Source organism: Leptospira sp. WS58.C1 (assembly GCF_040833995.1).
Lineage (GTDB): Bacteria > Spirochaetota > Leptospiria > Leptospirales > Leptospiraceae > Leptospira_B > Leptospira_B cinconiae.
This window is the reverse complement of sequence record NZ_CP162137.1, coordinates 1,591,938-1,616,549: the sequence shown is the minus strand read 5'-3', so window position 1 is coordinate 1,616,549 and position 24,612 is coordinate 1,591,938. Positions and strand designations below refer to the sequence as shown.

Sequence of the window (24,612 nt, the reverse complement as noted above, 5' to 3'; positions counted from 1 at the left end):
TTCGTTTTCCACCCAAGAACCCGCTCATAGATCTTTTAACAGATCGTCTTCTTCTTTATTGTTTTTCTTTTTTCCCGGAAAAGAGGAAAAGTTAATCGGCCCTCTATGTCCGGTCTCTTTCATCCAAATTTTATCGGATTCATGACGTGATAAATTCTCCGCAAACGCTTCCAAGAAAAGATATTCTTTCTTAGCAGGTATTTGGCTTAGAACTTTAGAATGTTCTAATATAAGTTTTTTGATCTTTTCCGCGTCGCCTTTTCCGGCGGCAGCCTGGATCTGGAAAGCTCGAGAAAGCCGGACCCCCGCCTGGTCTCCCAATTTAACTGCTTCTTCCATTTGTTTGGAAGCATCCTTTCCTTCCGGAGTAGCGCCCGGAACGGAAAGCCACACAACAGCTTCGAGAGCCAATGGAGTTCCCCACCATTTTTTAGGATCCAAACATTTGGATCCTCCAGCAACTACGCTTGGCACTTCTCGAGTGATCCCGGCATACCCTTGAGAAGCAAAATCATGAAGGATTGCGAGTAATCCGGAAGAAAGTCCCACTAAATAATATAACTCTTCGTCTTCACTAATGGAAGGACATTTCCCGTTCCATTCGCCGAAGTATTGCAGGAATCGATTATGCGCGTCACCGTATCTTTTTGCAGCTATTCCATGGTAACGGATCTGTCTAGCCTGGTTGTCCAGAGCTTCGTCCCCCTTACCTTTACGAACTGCAGCTATATACAGAAGTTCCGCTTCTTGTGCCTGTTTTTCCGCACACATTCCCGCTCCCATCTGGGCAACCATCGTTGCAAGTTCTACAGACGCTCCGGTTCTTTCGAATGAAGACACTAGAGGTCCGAGCGCGGTTCCTCCGTTGCAGATCGCGTCCAAATCATCGGAAGCAAGATAATGGGGAACCAAATGGTCTTGGGCATATGAGTTTAAAGTTTTACCGGTAACTCTATATACGATGGAACAGTTTGCCAGGGTAATTGTAACAATCGTTACAAAAAAAAGGATTCGTTTATTCATTTTATTTCGGGGGTTATTTTTACTTAGAAATATGGGGGATTCTGGAAGAACGTACAGAAGGGTTTTACTTCGTCCAATATTTTTTTTCTAATGAGCGTTTTATTTTATGGTGCAGTGTTTCCTAAAAACAATCAACCTACTGGAGAAGTAACCCGAATCTTTTCGATGAGTGATACCGTCTCTTGGTCAGGTTCCACACCTAATTCCTTTTTCAGGATTTTCTTCATGTCTTCAAATTTACGCAAAGCCTCATTCTTACGATCCAACGATTGTAAAGATTCAAAATGAAATCTCCAAGCTCTTTCGTCCAGATCATCCAGACGGATCCAGCTCTCGGAATCGGAAAGTAGAGAATTTGCGTCCCCCGCTTTTTGGGAATATTCGCATAGGATCCTATAAATTTCGATCAGGTTCTTGCGTAGATATTCACGTTTTAACTCCGATTCAGGGAAATAAAGATCGAATTCGAAAAAGTCTCCCGTATACAACTCTTGGGCTTCCCTATAGGACTGCACGGCTTCTTCTTCTTTTTTATTTCGAAGTAACTTCCCTGCCGTTTCGAACTTTTTCTCGAATTCCACAAAATCGGCTTCTACCAGATCTGGATGGAAGAATAATCTATCCTCCGCAAATACGACAGCTTCCGGATTTCCTAAAATTTTACGAAGACGGAAAAGTAGAGCATGCAAACTATTAAGAGCGTTTTTTTCGGACATTCCAGGCCAAAGATTCTCTAAAAGTTCCTCTTTATGAACACCTTTACCAAAACGAACTAACAGTAGTTTAATGAGTTTAAGTAATTTTTTCTTACTGGAATATTCGGCTGCAGGGATTTTCTTTCCATCCAGATCCAATTCCAATGGACCAAGAGCTCTTACGCTCAATTTTTTAGGATTGCGGTCTTTCTCTTTGATCGACTTGGATTCGGGACCTTCCCCACCTGCGCCCTTGGCTTGTACTCCAAAAGAGGAAGCCTCCGACTTGGACATCCACTTGGAAACGGATTCCTTGAATTCCATCCTAACTTCCCTTTCGGATTTATTCACTGTCAGGAAGCTGTCCACGCAGAACATCAGGATCAAAAAGCTAAAGTGAGAAGTATACGGAATACCTAATAAATCACTGGCAACCAAGATGTCCGCGATCAAACTCGCGAAAAATAATACCAATCCGTAAAATAGGAAATGGTTTCTGAATCTGTTCTTTCTGAATTGATTCATTACTTTGATCACAGTCCATACGATCATCAGTATCCCTGAAAGGAAGATAAACTGCATGATGGTAGGTTGATCCGTTTCATAAATAACTATTCCCAAAGATGGAAAATGTTTTGGATGAGCAACGCTCATGGTATAAGCGTTAGGATCCTGTAAGAGTATTCCGGCAAGGATCAAGTTCATAAACACGTAGAGTAGGATGAAATCCCTGCTAAACAGTTTTTTATAATTATTCACGAATAATGCGATAAACGTGGCGAATATAGCCGCTGTCGCATTCTCCATTCTTTCCCAGATTAAGGCTTTTTCCGGAATTTCTACGTTAATGGTTTGGATAAAACAGAATAGATACCAGCCGTACGCCACTTGTAATAAGGCAAAGTAAAGTAGGTATGCTTGTTTACGATTTCTAAAATATAAAACCAAATTATGAATCGTACGGTAGACTAATACAGTCACCACCAAGTAACATGAAAGCTGGTAATACGTCATATCCACTTTTCGTTTCCTATCTTATCCGGATTCCTGCAACCCATTTATGAAAACGGGACAAAAATTGTGACTAAATGCTCACTATTTTTAAATGCAAGTATTTGAATCGTTTTCCTTCCTTTTTTTAAAAGAATATGTAGCACGTTCTAACGATTGTTATGAAATAATTTGACTTTCGACTAAAATCGAACGAAAACTTTTGCGAAACTGTAGCAAAAGAAAATCAAAATTGCACAATACCGATCGAGTGAAGGCTCACTCATAAGTTTTTTCTTACATTCAATCAACGTGTATATGAATTTTACATTTTAGTCCTATAGATTTTTCTAATTTAGATCTCCGCCCCTCCGATAAAAAAAAACCGAAAGGGTTTTTTCCCTTTCGGTCATTTCGACATTTAGTTTTTCGAAATAGCTAGGAGTGTTTTAAGGGCAGACAATCAGAGACGCAGGATCCGTTACGGCTTGTCCTACAAATCTCATTCCTCCTAACAGATACGGATCCGCAACTTGAGGAGTATCCATCGTGAAGAATTGTACCTTATCACTCTTCGCACTGATCGCACAAGATTGAGTTCCTGCAGGGTTCAGCAATTTAGGGAAGGTGATATCAGGAGGCATTGGGATCTCTTTCATAATACTGTTTACCATCGGGATCACAAGAGTGGTGACTAACGGAGAAATCACCGACTTGATACCGTCAGGATCCAGACCGAATGGATTGTAAGTTTGTCCTTCCAAAACTTCTACCGCATAATCCAAGTTATTGACGGGATCCAAAATCACTTGTAGTGCATTCAAGTTAGCGAACGCAGGATTATTGGTCGGATTAGAGAACATTTTGAAACGGAAATCGGCATCCGCAGCGAAACTGATCCTTACTGTTCCAAGAGTTTGTTGGTATCCGTTCGCTCTTGTATCCGCTTGGCAATCCGTGAGTTCGTCGTCCACAAGTCCTGCACAAGAGGTAGGTTTTTTAGCGATGATCTGCAATTGCATTTCGGTAAAATACAATCTCATCTTAGGCACTCCTGCGGAAGTCATAGGCTTGAACTTCACATTAGGTGCGTGGATCGGCGACATTACCATGTCGATATCATCATACGATTTTACCGGAGGGGCGATCATATTCGAACCGTTCAGTCCTTGTAGCTTGTTCCTTCCCGGCACTAAGATCGTAACCAAAGGAGAAGCTTTTAAGAAAGAAGTTGTCAAAGCGAACAAAGGATCTGCACCTGCAAACGCGTTCATTCCGTCGATGAATGCTTTATTCAGAACGATATCCAATCCCCTTCTCTGCCATAAATGGAAGGCAGCTTGAGAGATCGTATCCGTATGCATAGAGATCAAGAATCCAGGATTCGCAGCGGATTGACTGAACTGATAAGTAGAAGGAGGAGGATTTCCTGCATTCCAAGTACGAGTAGTCACCATCCCGGTTTTTCCGGATTGGGTCCTAAGACCTCCCACAGGGTTGAAACCGCTGGTAAATGCGAAATCCAAAGACGTGACTAACCCTTTATTAGTTCCGTCATGTTTGATAGTAGCATCCGTATTCAATTTGAACTTAACCGTTAACGGGAAGTTTCCAAGAGGTGCCGGTAGATAACTTGGTAATGTGATCGTAACTCCCGTATCTCTCAAGTCGGCAATCACCGAATTCAGAACGTTAGGAGCGATCCTTTGGACGATATCTCTGAGCATGTATTGGGTGATGATCTGTTTCACTTGGTCCACAGTCAGGTTCGCCATATTACTCAATTCCGCTCTACCTACAAGAGCTTCGATGATCGTGTTGAAACCTTCACTTCCGTGAATGTAAGTCATCGGTTCCGTATACATAAAGTCGGAATTATCTTCGCCAGGATACAAACCCGCCAAAGATAGGCCCAATGGGTTGGCCCAAGGACGAATGAAGAAGTTATTCGTATTAGACAGAATATTGGCTACACTCGGATTATCCGGGAAGTAATCGTCGTTTACCGTAAAAGGAGTCCTTACGGTCATATTGATCAAACCTTCGGAAGTCACGGTCATATTATTTCGAGCGCGTGCCAATGCTAAACGAGGTTTGGAAAGTTGAACGTTATTCCAATCGTAACCGGTCGGATTTAAAACTCCTTCCACAGCAGGGTCCCAGTTCAACTTAGCCGTTGTTCTGAATACGAGTAAGGCACCGGGTCCGTTAAATGCTCCATACCAGTCTTCGAATCGAGAAACAACCAAAAGATCTACTTCCGTATATCTGGATTTCAGATCCAGGCCCAATCCGGGAGCCACCGCTCCGGAACCAGGGTTAACCTTTAAGTCGGCGACTACGTTCCCTAATTGGGTTCCGGCTCCGGCAGCACAACCATGAGTCGCGTTATTCGATCCACAACGAACGAACTTAGGGAGTCTCATGTCGGTTACATAAACGTCTAAGGTTATCGCAGCACTTCCGTCCGCAATTCCACCGGAAGAAACGTTTAAGGTAGCGCTGTATTTTGAGAATGGTCCCGGAGCTATTCTTTCGATTTGATACGAATCGAAGAAACATGCAGGGAACGCACAGTCAACCGTATCGTCTCCGGCAGATCCAATATTTCCGTCAGGCCTACCGAAAGGAGAGAACACTGTGGAAGTATATCCGTTGTTTCTGTAAGATTTTACATCAGTCGGATAATGACAAAGACTCCAAGCAGCTTCTCCCCAATGGAACAGGTTTTTACACGCTTGCGGATAATTCGGATTGTTTTGGTTTTGTCCACAGTTGTTGGTAGTATAAATATTCCACCAATCCGCTCTGCTTACGCCGCTTGCCCTTTTTTTAGGGTGATAAGGAGGCCCGTTATCCGTAACACAGTCCGGGTGCCTCACCCAGCAATATCCCCTACCCGCACCGTTGGATTTAGCTCCGAACACGGGAATATATTCGAAATCCTTAAAGGCAGCTTCGTTCGCGTTACCGGACATCTGCCCATCCTGTCTCATACAAGCTTCGCCGATAGTCCAAGCCCCGTTCTCGAAAAACCTTCTCTTAGGAAAATCAGGCATTCCCAATAAAAATTCTTGGAAAGTACGAGGAGTTCCGTTCGCATCCTTCACTTTAAATGCGCCGGTCGTATATTTCTGGATGGCTTTTCCTAAAAACGGAAGCATTTGCGCTTCGTCCATCACACCGTTAGCTACGTAAGGAAGAACATTATTCGCATTCTCCAATCTACCGTAGTTGAAACTGAAATACTTACGGAACGTTTTTCCGTTCGTAGTAGCGATCTCGTAAAAGTAGGTATTCCCACCGATAGTAGGAGGAACTTGAGATGTGTTCAGGTTCAATGAGATAGTGCCGCTCATAGAACAAGGAGAAGCTGCACAAATTTCCTGAGAATTATTAGAACCTATCTTTTTCAGAAGGACCGATTGGATATAGTTTTCACCTACCACCGGATTTACGTAATTAGAAGCTAATGTTAATGCTGCCGACTGGTCGAATGTCATATCATTCGCGCCGTTCAAAGTGTATTGGCTTCCTTGCGTGATCCTATTTGTAAGGCTATAATCCAATCCCGTTCTAAACGTGACCGTATAATTTTCCAAAGCCACGCCGCCAATGGTCGCCGCGTCAGGAGTGATCGTTATCGTATAAGACTCCGCCGGTTTTAATTCCCTGTACGGATTGAAACGAAGTTTTTGACCGCTCATCCAGTAGAATTCCCCGCCGGGATTTGGACCGGTAAGATTTCCGGAAGTACCCGTAATAGTAAAATTCGCTTCGACTGTACTTTTGTTCATAGGGTGGGAAAAACGGATTTCCAACTCTTTGTATCGATCCACATTCTCGGTGGAGTTAATGAATAAGGTTGCCTGAGGATTGGTTGAACCGAAATCTACAGGAAGGACGGCAGTATCATTGTCCACGCTGTTATATGGAGGTTGAAGGTTCGGATTCGCTCCGAATATTCTTCCTCCAGAAAAGAATCCTAGGTCGAAAATATCCGACATTGCAAATCCTTTCATTTTTTCCGGGCTACATCCTAAAATGCCTACCCCTAAAAAGAAAAGGATCGCGAGTTTGATTCCCTTATCGACATTAGAAACTTTTATATTTTTCAGATTCATTTCCAGCCCTCGACTTATTTTTCCCAAAAAAATTCTCTTCATTATTCTCACCGGGTGAATACCGTAACGAACCTATCCCAATAGGTGTCCGAGTTTTCATCTTCGTTAAATCTGTCGTAGAATACGAATCCATCCGGGAATTGTTTTTTACCCGTGGAAGCAAGATCCGCAAAAATACCCATCAACACTCCTGCCGTATAGATCAGTGAGCTTTCGTCTTCTCTTTGTGTTTGGATCATATCCGACACCAAAAGTTTTTTAGCGTCTTTGAATATCGATTTAAGCGAATATGAACTTCTCATATCCGCTTCCAAATAAGAGTAGAATTCGCCGGTCTTTACGATACCCATCAACACTCCAACGGTGCTTCTTCCGTAAGGAGCGGAGACTTCTGCAAGATCCGCCGTATCCACACTTAATAAATTCGTAATTAAGTAATCCTGGGTGTTGGAGACGCCACGAGTGAGTCCACCCAGAAGATCCACGATAGCCGTAAGCTGTGCGTTCGTAGGGATATTGTCTATGATCATGTCCATGGAAAATTCCAAGGTAGGGATCAGACTATAGACAGAATCCGGATCGAAATAATCGCGGATACGGACAGCCCAATTTCCCAACCGATCCCATTCAGGATCATAGATATTTGCAACTCTTGAATCAGGGAAAGCGGCCGCCATATCGCGGATCTCTCCCAGATATGCCTCCAAATTGAACTGGATCGGTGTGGGACTTTCATTTGAAAGTTTTATTTCCCCCATCAAATCCGCGATTGCTTGGAAGGTAAGTTGTGCTCCGCTTGCTCTTTCCGGTCTTCCCATTTCGGCAAGCATTTGCACGAATGTGGATAGAAGGTCCGTCCTAGACATCAAGTTTAGCAGCCCGTCTTGGTATCTTCTTTCATTTTCCGCGAGAATAGAAAGTGGAGAACGTACAGGCTTATTGGAAATCGGATCCAGATACCGGAAGAAATACTCGGATTCGGTTGCAGAGTTACTTCTCACGCTGGAGTCGGAGTTGACGATTTTTACAACGTCGATTGTCCTTCCACCACTATTCGGTTCTGGATCCGTGATCCTTGCTAAAAGTGGTCTTGTTAAAGCGGCACTGAGTCCCGTTAGTATCTGGAATGGATTTTTGTTCAAGCTTGGACTTGCTTGGTCGTCCAAGGTCCATGCAAGAGAGAGGATTAAAGGAAGAAGTTTATTTCTCTGTCCCCAAGCTTCCTCTACTGATTTTCCATAAGTTACATTCGGACCGGAAGGTAGAACCTTATCCGGAGTTAAAAAAGAAAGTCTTTCCATAACGGCAAAGTTAGCCGCAATCACCTGAGGAATTACTCCATAGGAGTCATCCGGACTTGGATAAAAAATACTGTAAACGGAAGCATCTCCTAAACTGTTGAAGGTTAAAGAGCCGGTACCGCTGGTGCCATAGTCCCAAGCTTCCAAATAGAACATACTATCGCCTGGAATATCCGAGTAATTCTCTTGTAGGATCGGGATCCCAGGTTGTCTGAAATTAGGTTGGGTGGAACTCGCACAACCGGGCTTTATAAAGGTATTTTTAATTCTCCAGATCGCGTTGATACGATCCGCACACATAGCTCCATCCTGCAAAACGGGCCTTGCATTCATTAGACCGGTAAGACCGTTTGCGATCAGAGTCACAAAAGCGGCCATCTTGTACGGAACTCCGGCGCCTAAGGAAGCTCGAAGCGGAATTACAGCCACCATTCGTTTTTCATGAAGAAGCCATTGGAAATTCTTATAGATCGCTTCTTCGTCCGTATCTACCGCTCTTTCGCTTAAATTGTCTTTTGCAATTTCCCAAACAGGGATACTCCAGCCTCTGGCACCGGAAGCATTCGCTCCGGCAGCCACTGGAGTGAAAGAATTATTAGCTACTACCGCATCCGTTTCGCGCCCGCCAGGACCTACCCACTTACAAATAGTTCCGCCTGTGCAGGAACCGTTTGCAGTGTTCGAAACTTTAATTCTATATTCCGAGGTATTCCAGGAATCTTTATAGATTAGGTCCACACCGTTGGAATCTCTATAAAGTTTTCCATCCAAAGTGAGGACATTCCCGTTCGAATCTACGCGATTTTTATTATAGTAAGGCCCGCCCCCTGAGATCAAAACAGTACGGATCAATTTCATAATAAACGGGATCGTTTTGGTATAAACAGGATCATCCGCTGCCGGAATAATACTCGGATCCGGAGCTTCCAATAAAGTTAAAGTGGGAGTATTGATCCCGATAGAAAGTGCTGTCGGAGTGCTTGCATCCCCGTTCTTAAAGACCGCACCATCTACGGAACTTTGGTTCATAAAAGATTTAATCCCAATACTTCCTGTCATTGCGGATCTCATGGAGTAAATGCTATCTCCAACCGTAAGGACCCCACCCGTCATAGGTCCTCCGTTTCCGGAACCGTTAGGTTCCAATCTCATAATGGAAGTGTCTGCCGGATTCTCCCAACGGAATCCGTATGTGTCGGATAAAGTCAGGATAAACATTAAAGATTCTAATGCGGTGATAGGACTGCTGGTGATATTCACCGGATCTGCCCGATCGAGACCGGATGCATCCATGCGGATCAGTTCTCTGAGGGAATTATCCACTCCCGTCACATTAGAGGAGAAGTCGAACTTAGCGAAATTTTTCGCCATTTCCAAGGAAAGAAGAACGTCTGGATTAGCGGTATAATCCCCACCTTTCCCGAGCATGGGTCTTAAATAACGGAAAGACTCGGTTAAAATAGCACCGAGTTCGGCAGGATACGTAGCATCCCTATAATCCGCAAAAGTCGGATCAGAATATAAGTTCTCATTATCCCCGGTCGGAGCGGACGCCGTATAATAATGTTCTAAATTAATCACTAAGTTCTTTAGTACAGTCTCGGAAGATTTTGCGTCGCTAAATCCAGCTCTTTGACGAAAAGATTTTCCGACGGCAGAGATCATTTGGATCATTTTTTCTTTCATCACTCTGTCGGAAATGAGAGAAGGATCCACCATACCTTGTAAAAGACCGGAGATCGCCTGCTTCGCATTCGCGTTTTGGTTAATCGCTTTGTCTAATACGTCCTCCAATTCCACGAAAAGGATTCGAATTTCAGGATCTTTTAATACTGCGGAAACCTCTCTAAACTTGGTTTCCATAGTTTCTTTAGAATAGTTTGTGTACAGATACTTCAAAGCGGTTTGGCTCAAAGGTGCCAAATTACGAAGCACAGGTTTACGATATGTGCGTAAAGATTCCAACCAAGGCTGAAGAATATCGAATGCGTTATTCGGTGCCTTTTCTATACGATCTAAAAGGGAATGGACTCGGAGAAGAGATTGTCTCACATGAGCTTCCGGCTTAAGAAGAAGATCTCCTGAGACTCGTAAAAATCCCACGATATCCTCTCTATAAGGAATGGTCATCGAGGATTCTAACTTAAGATTGAAGTTAATAGGTTCCAAACTTTGGAAACCTGATTTGATGGAAGGATAATCATCGAACAGATTAAAAAGACGAATACCTTTATAATCGATATTATCGTAAAAAGTATCCGCGCTTGATTTCTCACCGCCTGCCTGACAGCCCATCCCCAGAGCCAAACATAGCGAGAAAAGAATGTGTGCTTTCTTTATATTCATATCTATTAGCTTATCCTAACAGTTTCTTTCCAAGTGTGCACAGCATAGCGATCGCTACATAAAGCGGGCTTATATCAGGCTTATATTTCCGATGCATTTGAAAAAAAATAAGCGAGACTCTATAAAAAGTTTCCGGGTGATTTTGGGTTCTTTTTAAAATAACAATTGTTATTCAATATAGGAATTTTCAATTGGGAGTCTCAATCTATCTTTTGAGACTTTGATTTTGTCTATTCGAATTAAAAGTATATTATAAAAAAGGAAACTACTCCCCTATCCCTTGGGAGATAAATTATAAATAACGAGTGTTTTGTATAATTAATTCTAGATTTCGTTCTAACTCGTCGAAGCGCCTACAAAATTCACCCGACCTAGAGGGCTCAGAATCGACTAGGGAATCCTTGACAACCTGCTCAGAGTTTTGAACTCTCTTAGAGCCAATGCCTACAGAGGGAATAGGAAGTCATAGCTACTACAATCCAGGAATTTGGTTCCAAATCCTATGGGCCATCACCCAATTCGGTACCGCACTTGGAATTCTCATGTTTCTTGGGCAATTGGTTTTAGAAAAGAAAACGGCCCTAAACAGGCTTTTGGCCCTGATTTTCCTGATTTTGGGCTTAATACAGGGTAGCTTTCTACTATTAGTTTCCGGTTTATATTTAGAATTTCCCAGGCTATCGCTTATCCAATTCCCCTTGATCGCTTCTGTAGGTCCGATCCTTTTCGGTATCCACAGCGTTAGTCAAGACAGAGACTCGGAAGAAATCTCTTATTTGGGATTAGAAAAAAAACATCTCCTTCTTCCTGTGCTCGTCTGGATTTTATATTTGCTGGCGATTCTGCTTCTTCCCCAAGACCGGATTGTGGATAAGATCTCAGTCTTTTTAAAAGAAACCGGTTGGAATGAGGGGGAGTTCCTACTTTCTTCCCCGCTTCTGATCCTGGTGTTTTATATAGGTCTTATCCTAAGAGGAAGTTCGGACCTTCTTCGTTGGGAGGTACTCAAAGAAGAATGGACCGCAAGAATTCTGGCATTCATGGTGATTTCTACCTTCGTGAATCTTGGTTTCGGTGCTATGTACTTATCCAATAAATCGCCGATTTTCCTTCTTGCTTGCTCCGCAATGATGGGCATAAGCCTTTGCCTTGCCTATCTGATCGGACACAAACGGCCTGAATTCTTCCAAGTGCTCCAGGAAGTAAGCCAGGCCACCAGGCAGAAATATGCAAGATCCCTACTCTCCGGTGTGAATCGTCATGCACTTAGAGATAGCCTAACACAACTCATGGAAAAGGAAAAATTATATAGGGATGAAAAGTTGGGGTTAGCAGATCTCGCGGATGAGCTTGCACTTTCCACCCACCAGGTCTCGGAATTGATCAATCAGGAACTGGGAAAAAATTTCTCCGCGTTTGTAAACGATTACAGGATCAAAGAGGCCTGTGAACTTCTCATAAAAGAACCGAACAGATCCGTTTTAGATATCGCATTCGAAGTTGGATTTGCCACGAAATCGTCTTTTCATCGAGCCTTCCAAAAATATACGGGTAAAACTCCTTCCGAATTTAGAGGAAGTTAATCCATTTGATACCAAACCAATCACTGCTCGACGTTGCAAATTGGTAAAAATTTATAGATTGGGACCAAATCGGCAGTTGCATTCGATCAATTGAGACGACTGTTCTCGAAAATTTCCGTAAGATATGGACAACCGAAAACAAAAACGGAGGAAACCGATGATCACTATTACAGAAAGACCGACCATTCAGGTTCCAACCAAACTTTATGAGAGAATGTCCCAAAAGGAAAAAAGTAAGAAGATCATGAAATGGATCCGATTTAGGGATAAAAAACTGCGGGGTAAATTCGAATTCTTAAAATACCAAGACGAATTGGGTTTAGCGATTACCTTAAGTTCCGCTGCCGGGATGATCCTATTTGCAGGACTTTATATCGCAGGGTTTATTCCTGCATGGGCATGTATCGTTGCAAACGGTGTGCTTGCGTCCATTCTTCATGAAGTCGAACACGACTTAATTCATAATTTATACTATAAGGATAATCTAAAGATCCAAAACTTCATGTTTTGGACGGTTTGGATCTTTAGAGGTAATACTGTCAGTCCTTGGTATAGAAGAATGATCCACACTCTTCATCACAAAGTATCCGGACATAAAGAAGATATAGAAGAACGTCTGATCGGAAACGGTATGAAATTCGGATTAAAACGTTTAATCACCATGATGGACGGAAATATGTCCTTCTTATTTCAATCCCATATCTTGCGCAGAGAGGCTCCTAAATTTAAAAGAAGTGAGATCACTCGCTCTAGTTGGCCTTACCTAGTGATCTATTTTCATCTCTGGTATAATTTCCTCTTCATCAATCTTTTCTATATCGGAAACGAATTACTCGGAAAACCCGTGGAAATTCCGGCTTGGTTGGATACGGTTCGTTACTTCTTAAATATTTCAGCAGTGGTGTATACCATTCCGAATTGGATCAGACAAACAAGCATTCAGGTAGTTTCTTCGAATATGCATTATTATGGAGACGTAAAAGGACTTCATGACCAGACCCAGGTTTTAAATCGTTGGTTCTTATTTCCTCTTCATCTATTCTGTTTTAATTTCGGAAGTACACACGGGATCCATCATTTCGTAGTGAACCAACCTTTTTATCTCAGACAAGCGGTAGCACCTTTCGTTCATCCTGCAATGAAACGTTACGGGATCAGATTTAACGATTTCGGAAGTATTTTCAGAGCGAATCGTTTGGGGAAAGGACAAACATTAGCAACAGCTTAGAGTAAAAACTTTATTCTTTGGTATGGGGATTCGGGCGAAGGCCCGGGTCCTTCCGATCTTCTCACTTTATTACAAATCATAGAAATCGTTTAAAGCGCGAAAGTTATTCCTTTTCCTGCCGTATACAGATCGGAAGTTAGTCCTGCCAGATGCAGGAAAATAGACTTAGAACCTATCTTGAATTCCAAGTTTCCCAAATTTTGATCAGCGGGAACGTTTTGTTTGCCCAGGTTCTCTCCTATTCCCCTTCCCTAATCACTTGGGGAAGGACATTATTCGCGGCAAGTCTTCTTGCCTCAGTCCTTTGGTTTAGAAAAAGACCCTTCTTCTTTCCAAGTCAAAAAGAAAATTGGATCTCCTTTTCTTTAGGAATTCTTCTCGCATTTCATTGGGTGACTTTTTTTGCTTCCGCGCAAGAAGCGTCTATCGCAGTGGCCGTGCTAACACTATTTACACATCCTGTCTGGACTGTTTTACTCGAACCTTTGTTTTTTCCTTCTAAGATCCGAAGTTTAGACTTGGGACTCGCTGCGCTCGTGCTTTTCGGTATGTGGATCTTAGTGCCAAGTTTTGATCCGGAAGGCAAATATCTTTTGGGAGTAGTATTCGGACTTACCTCTTCCTGGGCAATGGCATTCCGAAATATTCTTACTAAAAAATATCTTTCGGGTCACGGATCCACACAAGTGATGTTCCACCAGACGTCAGTTACATGTTTAGTCTTAAGCCCTATTTTATTCTTCGAAAACTTATTCGTAACTCCCAAAGATTGGGGCTTGGTATTTCTTTTGGGAGTTTTCTTCACTGCCGTCGGACATACATTCTACATCAAATCCGTTTTCAAGATGAAGGTTAAAACCGCAGGATTATTATCCACAGTTCAACCCGTATATTCCGCCATACTCGCCTGGGCAATCTTGCAAGAAGTTCCGAGAAAGGAAGAATTTATAGGAGGAATTCTGATCTTATTCGCCGCTGCACTTGAATCGTTTCGATACGGAAAAAAAACGGAATAGAAGAATGCTCACTCTAGTAGACGGATCTGCTCCTTTTTTCCTGGAATCCAAAAAAAAACATCAAAATTGGTCCAAGGCTCCTCTTGTACATTTGGAAAAGTTTTCCCTTCCTTCAAAGAAAAAACATAAAAGAGTCAGAGAATCCTTTTCTAGATATACGAAAAGAATTTCTAAATTAGGATTTAATGCGATCACCCTGGACGAACTTTGTTATCTTTCCGAAAGGCATTTTTATCCGGAAGATCTCAAACGGAAGATCTCATCGTACCGTAAAAAATACAAAAAATTATTTAAGATCGCTTCCTCCCAAGATCTAAAAGTTTTTATAACCAGCGATTTTTTTTCCGTTAACGATTCCATCTTGCAACATACGGGCGGAAATTTGGACAAGATCGTCCAACTTTTTATTGGATCATTGGAAGATCTATTTTCCAGTTTTTCAGAAATTTCAGGAGTTGTTCTTCGGATCGGAGAGTCCGACGGAGTGGATGTTACAGGGGATTTTAGAAGTAAACTTCTACTCAAAAACCCGAAACAGGCAAATTCATTTTTGAAGGAAATCCTGCCCGTTTTCGAAAAATATAATAAAATATTAATATTCAGGACCTGGACCTTAGGAGCCTACGAGATCGGAGACCTGATCTGGAATCCAAAAACATATCGTAAAGTGTTCCAAGATATAAAAAGTAGATCGCTTATCATTTCCTTAAAGTATGGAGAAGGCGACTTCTTCCGATATCTTCCGATCAATCCGCTATTTTTTGAAGATGATAGACCCAAACTTTTGGAATTACAGGCCAGAAGGGAATACGAAGGTTTTGGAGAATATCCCAGCTTTGTAGGATGGATGTATGAAAAATACAGATCCGAACTTTTAGGTAAAACGAATATCGCAGGGATTAGCGTCTGGACCCAAACGGGTGGCTGGTCCTCTTTTAAGAATATCACGTTTCTAAAAGGATCTTCTTATTGGAACGAGTTGAATACGTTTGTTTCCGTTCAGTTATTCACCAAACCGGAAAAAAATTCAGAGGAAATTCTTCGCAAATTTTACGGTAAGAAAAATGCAGATCTATTTATAGAATTTTTGCAATTAAGCGAAGAATTGATCCTGAATCTTCTGTATGATCCCGGATTTGCCGGTCAAAGTTTCTATTTGCATCGTGTTCGGATCCCGCCCATTCTTCATATCACCTGGGACAAGATCACAGTTTCGGATCCGTTTCGGTTCTTGTATTCCATTCTAAATCCGAATCCGAAAGAATCTGTAAGACTAGGAGAAGAAGCATTCTCTAAACTTTACAGAATGAAAAAAATTGCCGAAACATTGCATCTGCCTTACGATTCCCAATTCCAGAAAAAGACATTTAGGCTCATTCTAAATGCAAGAAAACTACTGTATTTCGAAAATCCGGTATTATTAGCGGAATCCAAAAGGCTCGCAAAAGAATATCATAAGAAATACCCTAAAACTTTCCGATTCCAGTTCCAGGCTTCCCAGTCCAAACCTTCTCGGTTCTTAGGCTTTATATTAAAATTCTTTTTAAGGAACAGAAGCAGCTATAGGGTCCGTGACAAAATTTTATTTCATCCGGTCTTACGTAAGATCTACTATATGGTATTTTTAGGGATCAAAAACAAATTTCCCGATTTTATCAACCGCCAGGGAATGCCTGTCCGAGAATTATTACAGTGAAATCTTAATTGACGGATCTAAGTTTAGGGTTAAAAATTTTACTATGGCTCGAATTTTCACAGTTACCTGTTCCATTTTTGCATTTTTTATAATATTCAACTGTTCTTCCGCGGAAACCAAAGGGTCGACCGAACCTTCCGATAATGCCGCTGCAAGCTCCACCAAATCGGAAACGGCAAATTCCGCTTCCAATAGAGCCTTCAATCCGGATCAAGAAACCGAAGATGGTCGTTGTGAATCCGGCGATTGTGAAAACGGGACTGGCACCTATGTATATTCTACGGGAGATATCTATACAGGCGGATTCAGTAGCGGTCACAGAGAAGGTAAAGGTAAGTTCCTTTACAAAAACGGCGACAAATTCGAAGGAATTTATGTAAACGATCTGAAAGAAGGAGACGGAATGTATTTCTACTCCAACGGAACGGTGATCCGAGGAAACTTTGCAAAAGGGATCATTAAAGGTTCCGGAAAAGTTACATTTACCGACGGAAGTGTTTTAGTGACCGAATTCACGGATTCCAGCAATTCCAATCCAGGACCTTATCGAAAGAAAGACGGAACGGAAACCGAATGTTATCTCCAAAACAAAGTTTTAGTTTGTGTAAAACAAGATCCGAACGCAGAACCTAAACCGGAACAATAAACTTCACAAACAGCTCTCCGGAAATATAAGAATATTCTAATATTCTATCCTTAAAAACGAACCATTCTCATTCATCCGAATGAGAATGTGTCCCTGAGTTGCTCCATTCTTTTGCCTGGCTTGGATCCACTCTCACTAAGGTATGAGTGATCCGGAACGGATCGCTTGCCCAGTTCGGCATAGTGCGAATTTCTACGATCCTGTACCAAACGGAACCGGGTTCCACTTGGAATAGATGATTCACACAAAGGCATTTGAATTTAAAACCGAAACCGAATTCGGGCGGGTTCACTGAGTGAGGTGCCGCAAAGAAGTATAATTTCTCCTTTGTTTCGTTCTTATACACTAAGGCAAATTTGCGGGTTTCACCCGGACCCAAAACTAATTTAGAATCTTCTATCGGACCGGAAATCGGAGCCAGATGCAGATCTAAAACCGTATTTGTTTCCCAAAGTTGCACCGGCCTTTGAGAAGCCAGTTCGTAAATTTTCATCTCTCCCGGAAAACCTTTATAGATCCAATCGATATGAACGGGAACTCCCCCCTTTTTCCCGGATAAATTCAAGGAAAAAGAAGGATCGGAACTTTTATCCTTTTCGCAATAGCTTACGCTCAATACGAAAAGGAGAAGGAAGAGAATATTCCTAAACATAACTTATTCCTGAACCAATTCCAAAGTAGAGAATTGGAATACCTTGCCGGGATTTTCGTTCTTTATGAAAAGTTTATTTCCGGACTTGCGAAGAAGGATCTGTTCTTGGAAAATTTTCTCTCCATTTTCGGAATCCTGGCTATTATTACAGTCTCTTCCGCATCCATTACAGTCCCCGCCGTAATAATCTTCGTTATATTCTTTTTGGGTCATTTTCCGAACGAGTCCGAATATACGAAGTTTCAAACCGTCGGGCTTTGCCTCTTTTACTTCATAATTTCCTAATGCAAAAAAACTTTTATTTATTTGGCTATCTCCATCCGCCTCCGTAGTATTTCCTTCGAAGAAAAGACTTCCGTCGGACCTCAAACGTAAAGTCCAGTTGGAGGAAATAAGACCGGTTTCAGGAGTCGGACCTTCTTCCCCCGTCGTTTCGCCTGCGGGATTTTCCGCAGATTGTCCAGCCGGTTGTTCTACACTTACGTTTGCAGCCGGTAATGTTCCGCTATATTCTCCTCCCACGTAACTCCAATTCAGAACATTGTCTATATTTGCCGCAGTAAATTGGAAAAAATTATTTTTCGCGATCTTCTTAACTTGCTCCATCGGATTCGGTAAGATCCAATCGTCTCCGTCCGAAAAACGGATCTCGCTGATGACGAGTCCTTTATAATCTTTTCCCGTATAAATTGAATCCACTTTAAGTTTTAATTTTGTACCTTCGAAAGTTTTGGAGAATTGTATGGTCTGAGGTCCCATGATATCTCCTACTTCGATCTTTTCTTCGAATCCGTTGTCACCTGTGATAGTTGCGGTCTTTAGTCTGCCGTTTGTCTGGCAATGTCTGTCGGATCTTTGGTAACCGTTCCAGATCTTAATGGATTTTATCTTCTGAGTTTCCTTAAAATCGAAATCCAAAGTGACTCCTGGACCTTTTTTATCCGAGGCCCAAGCGTATTCGTATCTGGAATCGAATAAGTTCATCACATCATAGGAAAGATTCGGCTTTGCAGTTTCGGATGCGGTGACAGTTGCTTCTACAACTTTTGGTCCCTTCCATTTCATCTTAGAACCCTTATCGTCGTAAAAATTCACCTTTTGGACGCATAAATTCGCGTTTTTGTGAAAGTTAAAAGTGACCGAGCGAGTACTTTTAGGCGCGTCGAAAGAAACAGCTGCAGTGGAACCGGTGGAAAGTTCCTGACTATATTCATCAAAGTTAATATAAGCCGTGATCGGATCGGAGAAGTCCCCGTTACAGGATTCCACTTCTATTTTGGATAATAAGAAGGTCTCATCCGGATAAAAATGAAGTTTCACGAATTTGGCTCCTTCTTCCGGCCTCCACTTTTTCCCATCCAGGATCTCGAACGGAAGCCCGCTATCCATGGATGTAGCCGTGATCATGGAAACGGGCAATTTTTTACCGCAGTGAAAAAAGAACAATGCCCCTATTAACAGAGTCGAATATTTGGCGAACATAGGATGCCTCCGAGAAATTGCAGAGATCAGAAATATATTTCTTAAACCAGGGGAAAACGAAAAAATAGGCCCTTATTTGTTTTTTATTCCCTATTCGGAGAGTTCCAAGATGTTCCAGTCGTCTGAAAATATGATTGGCGAATCCGAAAGATCGCCCAAGTATCCATTCAAGAGGGAAAGATGTCGATTCCTAGCAGATATTCCATAGCGATCCATATTCTTTCCTTAATCGATCGGGACGGAGAAGAAGCCAGTTCTTCTCAAATTATGGCGGATAGTATAGGAACCAATCCTGTGGTGGTCCGAAATATCCTGGGAAAATTAAAAAAAGCAGGTCTTGTGGTTTCCAAACAGGGAGTGGCCGGTGCAAAACTCGCCAAATCCCCGGAGGAGATCCAACTTTTACAGATCTATAAGGCGGTGGAAACCGAAGCTCCGCTCTTCTCGATCCATGATAAACCGAACCCGAAATGTCCTGTGGGTAAAAAGATACAAACCACTTTGACAGGGATTTTCCAAGAGGCCCAATCCGCTTTGGAAGCAAAATTAGGCGAATTTCATCTTTCGGATGTTCTTTTCCAACTGGATTCCGAAAAGAAAAAAAGGGCCTAACTTTTAAGAACTCGATCTATATTCCTGAAATTTCCTCCAACAAAAGTCCTTGCCTCAAAATAAAGGGGTCCTAATATCCTTTTCGTCGCTCATAATCAACTCGCAAAACAATCGGAGAGAAGGATGAAAAAAATATTGAAACGGGTTTCGATCGGCCTAGGAGCCTTGCTTATCGCCTATTTGGGGATATATTACGCCACATTTCCCAAATACGAATTCCATCCAAAGGCGGACCTAACCCAAAGTTTCGATTCGTTTTATAAAACTAAATTGGAAGAGACCAAATCGCTTAATGGAAGAGCCGGTTCCGAAGAAAAACTGATCCGGTATTCACCTGGTAAAACCGAATACGCAATTCTTTATATACACGGTTTTGGCGCGTCCCGCGCAGAAGGAGAAGAGACGGTGGATAAAATTGCCGCTTCTCTCAAGGCAAATACCTATTATTTAAGGTTACCGGGTCACGGAACAAATAACGAAGATCATAGAGACACTCCTTTTACCGAATATATTCGTGTCGCCGAGGAAAGTCTGTTAATGATGGATAAATTAGGAAATCATACTATACTTATGGGCACCAGTATGGGCGGCTTGATCTCCGTTTATCTAGCGGGAAAATATCCGGATAAAATAAAGGATCTGGTATTATTCTCTCCATTTTTCGATTTTGCGGTCCCTTTGGCAAAAATATTCTTCTATCCGGGAGGAATGACCTTCGGTGAAACCATTCAAGGAAAGATCAGAAAATCCCCGCCTAAACAACCGGACGACGGAGTCGGAGAACATTATTACGAGCATTGGTATAAAGACCAATATTTATCGGCGATACAACACGTAAGTAATGCGACCAAGTTCGTGCTTAGCCAAAACAGCCTGGAGAAGATCAAAGTCCCTACTCTATTAGTATATTATTATAAGGACAAGGATCATCAGGACAAGACAGCTAGCGTGGATGCAATGTTAAAAATTTTTGATAAGATCGGAGGAGATACTCCCAATCCTCTCAATACTAAGGTCCAAATAGAAATAGGAAGCCACGTATTAACTTCCAAACATGTATTCTCCGATAAAGAGAAGGTCCAAAAAGGAGTTTTAGACTTCTTACATAAAACAGGAGTTAAATAGAATTTATCACCTTCTTCCTTTCAAGGGAAGAAGGTAACCTTTCCATTCCCCATTTTCGAACGGATCTTAGGATCTCATCCGCCAATAAAGCGAGTCCCGGTCCCGATTTTTTGCGGTAACAAAGATAAAATTTCCGTTCGGCATTCCATTCTAGGAATTGTATTTTTTTAAGTTTAGGACCGATGGAATATTCGGACAAAAAACCGATCCCTAATCCTGCTTCCAAAGATTTCACTACCGACTCTACACTTCTAAGCTCCATCGTTATTTTAGGATCGAATTCTTTGGAGAAAGATTTGATCTTCTTCTCTACCGCTTTTCTAAGTGCAGACCCTTGATGAAATAACACAAAAGATTGTTTTTTCAGATCTTCTATTCGTATTTTCTTTTTTAGAAAAATGGGATGATCTTTCGCAGCAACCGGAAAGATCCGATCCGAAAGAAATTCCAAAACATTCAAACTAGGTTCAGCAATCGGTCCCGTCAGTATCCCAAGATCCGCTTCTCCCTTTAATACTGCTTCCTTGGTTTGATGGGCATCACCCTCTCTAACGGAAAGAGAAAGTCCCGGTCTTTTTTTCAGGATCTCCTTTAGGATATGCGGTAATATCCAAGCGGAAACCGTGCCGCCTGCGGATATGGAATAATTCCCTTTCAGTTCATTCTCTTTTCTAAAACCTTCCCGGATCTCTTCCCAAATCTCTTTTAATCGGATCGAATACTGGTAAAATTTTTCTCCCTCATGAGTGAGCCTAACGGACCTCCCTCCTCTTTCCAAAACGCTAACTCCTAATTCTTTTTCCAAAAGATAGATCTGTTTGGAGAGTGCTGGTTGGGTTAATCCCAAACGGGAGGCCGCTTTTTGGAACGTTCCTGATTCCGAAATTTCCAAAAAATAAACGATCTGCCTGAATTCCATAACTACATATAACTTTTAGTTATATATTTTATAAAACCAATTTATTTGCATTATATCAGTAAATTTGATACCTTCCTTACCGAGAGGAAAATATGGGACGAACTTTATATGACAAAATTTGGGAAAGCCATAGAATTTCGGAGAATTCCGACAACGAATCCATTTTATATGTGGACCGTCATATTCTTCATGAAGTGACTTCCGCCCAAGCGTTCGAAGGGTTAAGGGAAAAGAATAGGACCGTAAGAAGAACGGATCTTACCTTCGGAGTAGTGGACCATAATGTTTCTACAAGGGATCGTAAAAATAGAGATGCTGCAGGACCAGTCTCAAAATTGCAGATAGATACGATGGAAAAAAACTGCAAGGACTTCGGGATACGTTTATTCGGACCGGAAGATCCCGACCAAGGGATCGTGCATGTTTTGGGACCCGAATTAGGATTTACCATCCCTGGTTCAGTCATCGTTTGCGGCGATTCTCATACTGCAACTCATGGAGCGTTCGGTGCTTTGGCATTCGGAATAGGAACAAGCGAAGTGGAACATGTGCTCGCTACCCAAACTTTAAAACAGGCCAAAACGAAATTCATGTTAGTTCGTTTTATCGGCAGACCGGGTTTTGGGATCACTGCCAAAGATGTGGTCTTGGAATTAATCTCAAAGATTGGCACTTCAGGAGGACGAGGTTTTACCATAGAATATTCGGGAGACTGGATAAAATCTCTTTCCATGGAAGGAAGAATGACTCTCTGCAATATGAGTATAGAAGCAGGAGCAAAGGCAAGTTTAATAGCGCCGGACCAAATCACATTCGACTATCTTAAAGACAAAAAACTCATCTCGAAAGGAGAAAGTTTTGAACAAGCTGTGGAATATTGGAAAACGTTCTTCACCGATCAAGACGCTGTATATGATAAGATCGTTGAATTAGATATTTCTAAAATAGAGCCTCAGGTCACTTGGGGAACCAATCCTTCTCAGTCGTTGCCGATCGGAGGTTTTGTTCCGGATCCGAAAGATTTCGTGGACGTTCACAACAAGGAAACCGCTCAAAACGCGTTGGAGTATATGGGCTTAAAACCGGGAACGCCCATCTCAGAGATCAGGATCGATAAGGTATTCATAGGTTCCTGCACAAATTCCAGGATAGAAGATCTGAGATCCGCAGCAGAAGTCGCCAAAGGAAAAAAAGTATATCCAGGTGTGCAGGCGTTAGTCGTGCCCGGCTCCGGTTCCGTAAAACGTCAGGCGGAATCGGAAGGATTGGATAAAATTTTCAAAGAAGCAGGATTCGAATGGAGAGAACCCGGTTGTTCTCTTTGCCTTGCAATGAATGACGACGTATTAAAACCGGGAGAAAGATGTGCTTCCACTTCGAATCGAAACTTTGAAGGAAGACAAGGTAGAGGCGGAAGGACACATCTTGTCAGTCCTTCAATGGCAGCGGCCGCTGCAATTACAGGTAAATTTTCAGATGTGAGGAAATTAGTATGAGCCCGAAAATTTGGACGATACACACAGGTGTTGCAGTCTCTATTCCAAGAGACGATATTGATACGGACCAGATCCTTCCCAAACAGTTTATGAAACTGATAAATAAGAAAGGATTTGGAAAACATCTATTCCATGATTGGAGATATTCTGACCCGGAAGGGAATATTCCAAATCCAGAATTTATTTTGAACAAGGAGAGATCTAAGAATGCAAGCGTGCTTGTGGCGGGAAAAAATTTCGGCTGCGGTTCTAGTCGTGAACATGCACCTTGGGCGCTCTCAGATTTCGGATTCAGGGCAATTCTGGCTCCTTCTTTTGCGGATATATTCTCCATTAATTCCGCGAAGAACGGGATCGCATTAGTCCGTTTGAAAGAAGAGGAGATCCAATATTTAAACGAATGGATCTCTAAAAATCCCGGATCACAAATCCGTATCAATCTGGAAAATTCGGAAGTGCAAACGGGAGATAGAACATTCTTCTTTCATTTGGATACTGCTTCCGTAAATCGGATCCGAAACGGATGGGACGATATTGATATCACATTAAAAAATGCAAAAGAGATCCTGGATTTCGAACAAAAACGCAGAATAGAAAGGCCGTTTTTAGAAGTTCAATGGTAAGGGTGCTCTGCACAATAGATCTTAAAAAACCTTTTATTCGCTGGAAAAGAATTCGGGGAAAATTAATATGTTCGTCATTCTTTACGCTTCTAAAAGGAACCTAGAGTGAGTTTAATAGAATCCATTCATGATAAGATCACAACGCCTATAGTTAAAATCCCCGATTCTGCGCTGATCACGGGGATTTACGACTTAACCAAGGAAGAATTAGGACGCAGGATAGAGCTAAGAGAAGGAGTGACTTTGAGATATATCACTCCCCCGGATCGCAAAAGATGGTTATTAGATCGGTTTTTATTCCGTTCCGATCTTACTTTTTTGTACGGATACTTCCGTCAGATCATGATCGCAAGAAAGGATGCCTTAAAAGGGAAATTTTTCGATCCTCGTTGGATAGAATTATCAGGCGGGATCTTAGACTTGATCGAAGGTTGTGAGGGAAAATTCCAAATAGAGAATCTTGAGAATGTTATCTCTCCTAAGGGCCCTGTAGTTTTTGCCGGCAATCATATGAGCGTCTTGGAAACTTTCGTCTTTTCATATTTTTTGGTCCCTCACAGAAGGCTTACCTATGTAGTTAAAGAAAGTTTAATAAAAGGATATTTCGGTCCTATCATGAGAAGTAGGGACCCGATCGCAGTAGGTAGGGATAACCCAAGAGAGGATCTAGTTAAGGTATTGGAAGAAGGAGTGAATCTCCTGAAAAAAGGGGTTTCTATCGTAGTTTTCCCTCAAAGTACAAGGACTCGGACTTTCAATCCGGCGGAATTCAACTCAATCGCCGTTAAACTTGCGGCCAGAGCGGGAGTCCCCGTCGTCCCATTCGCGATCAAGACCGACTTCTGGGAAAATGGTAAGATCTGGAAGGACCTAGGCACACTGTACAGAGACAGAAAGATCCACATGAAATTCGGCCCACAGATAGATCCTAAGGACTCCAGAAAGGCACAAGAAACACTCTTGAATTATGTATTAACAAATTTAAAAGAATGGAATGTAGAAATCCTATCCGAACAAAAATAAAAGAGATTGCGGATCTAGCATACAGCCTGATC

General features: G+C 42.1%; 17 protein-coding genes. 10 read left to right on the top strand and 7 right to left on the bottom strand.

Translation table 11 applies throughout. The features are described from left to right. Positions 1–24 precede the first annotated feature (24 nt). From AB3N61_RS07280 to AB3N61_RS07265, 4 genes are all read right to left on the bottom strand, one after another. Positions 25–1,023 carry a hypothetical protein gene (locus AB3N61_RS07280; RefSeq protein WP_020768330.1) on the bottom strand — a complete coding sequence of 333 codons (999 nt, stop codon included), beginning with the start codon at positions 1,021–1,023 and terminating at the stop codon, positions 25–27. A 131-nt stretch (positions 1,024–1,154) separates the two neighbouring features. After that, entirely contained in the window at positions 1,155–2,732 is a 1,578-nt protein-coding gene (locus tag AB3N61_RS07275; RefSeq protein WP_081603561.1) for a BTAD domain-containing putative transcriptional regulator, read from the bottom strand. A gap of 425 nt (positions 2,733–3,157) precedes the next feature. Then, on the bottom strand, positions 3,158–6,874 hold the full coding sequence (locus AB3N61_RS07270; protein WP_412758397.1) for an Ig-like domain-containing protein: 3,717 nt from the start codon (positions 6,872–6,874) through the stop codon (positions 3,158–3,160). A gap of 5 nt (positions 6,875–6,879) precedes the next feature. Further along, entirely contained in the window at positions 6,880–10,479 is a 3,600-nt protein-coding gene (locus AB3N61_RS07265; protein ID WP_367898915.1) for a hypothetical protein, read from the bottom strand. 440 nt (positions 10,480–10,919) lie between these two features. On the opposite strand from AB3N61_RS07265, the gene AB3N61_RS07260 reads away from it, so the two are divergent. The 5 genes from AB3N61_RS07260 to AB3N61_RS07240 all read left to right on the top strand — a co-directional run bounded on the left by AB3N61_RS07260 (position 10,920) and on the right by AB3N61_RS07240 (position 16,648). Then, entirely contained in the window at positions 10,920–12,062 is a 1,143-nt protein-coding gene (locus AB3N61_RS07260; RefSeq protein WP_367898914.1) for a helix-turn-helix domain-containing protein, read from the top strand. Between the two features lie 157 nt (positions 12,063–12,219). Further along, entirely contained in the window at positions 12,220–13,290 is a 1,071-nt protein-coding gene (locus AB3N61_RS07255; protein ID WP_020768102.1) for a fatty acid desaturase, read from the top strand. A 149-nt stretch (positions 13,291–13,439) separates the two neighbouring features. Then, positions 13,440–14,306: a DMT family transporter gene (locus AB3N61_RS07250; protein WP_367898913.1), complete on the top strand. Its 867-nt coding sequence runs from the start codon at positions 13,440–13,442 to the stop codon at positions 14,304–14,306. 4 nt (positions 14,307–14,310) lie between these two features. After that, positions 14,311–16,002, top strand: a complete 1,692-nt coding sequence (locus AB3N61_RS07245) for a glycosyl hydrolase family 67 (RefSeq protein ID WP_367898912.1) — start codon at positions 14,311–14,313, stop codon at positions 16,000–16,002. A 43-nt stretch (positions 16,003–16,045) separates the two neighbouring features. Next, entirely contained in the window at positions 16,046–16,648 is a 603-nt protein-coding gene (locus AB3N61_RS07240) for an MORN repeat protein (RefSeq protein ID WP_020768316.1), read from the top strand. A gap of 67 nt (positions 16,649–16,715) precedes the next feature. Here AB3N61_RS07240 and lsa20 read toward each other — a convergent pair whose 3' ends face one another. Together lsa20 and AB3N61_RS07230 are read right to left on the bottom strand one after the other, a co-directional pair. Then, positions 16,716–17,300 carry an LIC11469 family lipoprotein adhesin Lsa20 gene (gene lsa20 / locus AB3N61_RS07235; RefSeq protein ID WP_367898911.1) on the bottom strand — a complete coding sequence of 195 codons (585 nt, stop codon included), beginning with the start codon at positions 17,298–17,300 and terminating at the stop codon, positions 16,716–16,718. Positions 17,301–17,303: 3 nt separating this feature from the next. Next, complete coding sequence (locus tag AB3N61_RS07230) at positions 17,304–18,782, bottom strand: discoidin domain-containing protein (RefSeq protein WP_367898910.1); 1,479 nt, start codon at positions 18,780–18,782, stop codon at positions 17,304–17,306. A gap of 180 nt (positions 18,783–18,962) precedes the next feature. Between AB3N61_RS07230 and AB3N61_RS07225 the strand changes: the two genes are divergently transcribed. Both AB3N61_RS07225 and AB3N61_RS07220 read left to right on the top strand, forming a co-directional pair. Then, positions 18,963–19,394 (top strand): Rrf2 family transcriptional regulator, encoded by a 432-nt coding sequence (locus AB3N61_RS07225; protein ID WP_020768403.1) that lies wholly within the window; start codon positions 18,963–18,965, stop codon positions 19,392–19,394. A gap of 123 nt (positions 19,395–19,517) precedes the next feature. Continuing rightward, positions 19,518–20,519, top strand: coding sequence for an alpha/beta hydrolase (locus tag AB3N61_RS07220; protein WP_020768339.1), 1,002 nt, complete (start codon positions 19,518–19,520; stop codon positions 20,517–20,519). Here the strand turns inward: AB3N61_RS07220 and AB3N61_RS07215 are convergent. Then, on the bottom strand, positions 20,512–21,438 hold the full coding sequence (locus tag AB3N61_RS07215) for a LysR substrate-binding domain-containing protein (RefSeq protein ID WP_367898909.1): 927 nt from the start codon (positions 21,436–21,438) through the stop codon (positions 20,512–20,514). The two genes, AB3N61_RS07220 and AB3N61_RS07215, sit on opposite strands and share 8 nt — an antisense overlap. Before the next feature lie 92 nt (positions 21,439–21,530). On the opposite strand from AB3N61_RS07215, the gene leuC reads away from it, so the two are divergent. The 3 genes from leuC (at position 21,531) to AB3N61_RS07200 (ending at position 24,580) form a co-directional block, all read left to right on the top strand. Further along, positions 21,531–22,934 carry a 3-isopropylmalate dehydratase large subunit gene (gene leuC, locus AB3N61_RS07210; protein ID WP_367898908.1) on the top strand — a complete coding sequence of 468 codons (1,404 nt, stop codon included), beginning with the start codon at positions 21,531–21,533 and terminating at the stop codon, positions 22,932–22,934. Next, on the top strand, positions 22,931–23,557 hold the full coding sequence (gene leuD, locus AB3N61_RS07205; RefSeq protein ID WP_367898907.1) for a 3-isopropylmalate dehydratase small subunit: 627 nt from the start codon (positions 22,931–22,933) through the stop codon (positions 23,555–23,557). The genes leuC and leuD overlap by 4 nt, the downstream gene beginning before the upstream one ends. Before the next feature lie 105 nt (positions 23,558–23,662). Then, entirely contained in the window at positions 23,663–24,580 is a 918-nt protein-coding gene (locus tag AB3N61_RS07200) for a lysophospholipid acyltransferase family protein (protein WP_020768200.1), read from the top strand. The last annotated feature ends 32 nt before the right edge of the window (positions 24,581–24,612 follow it).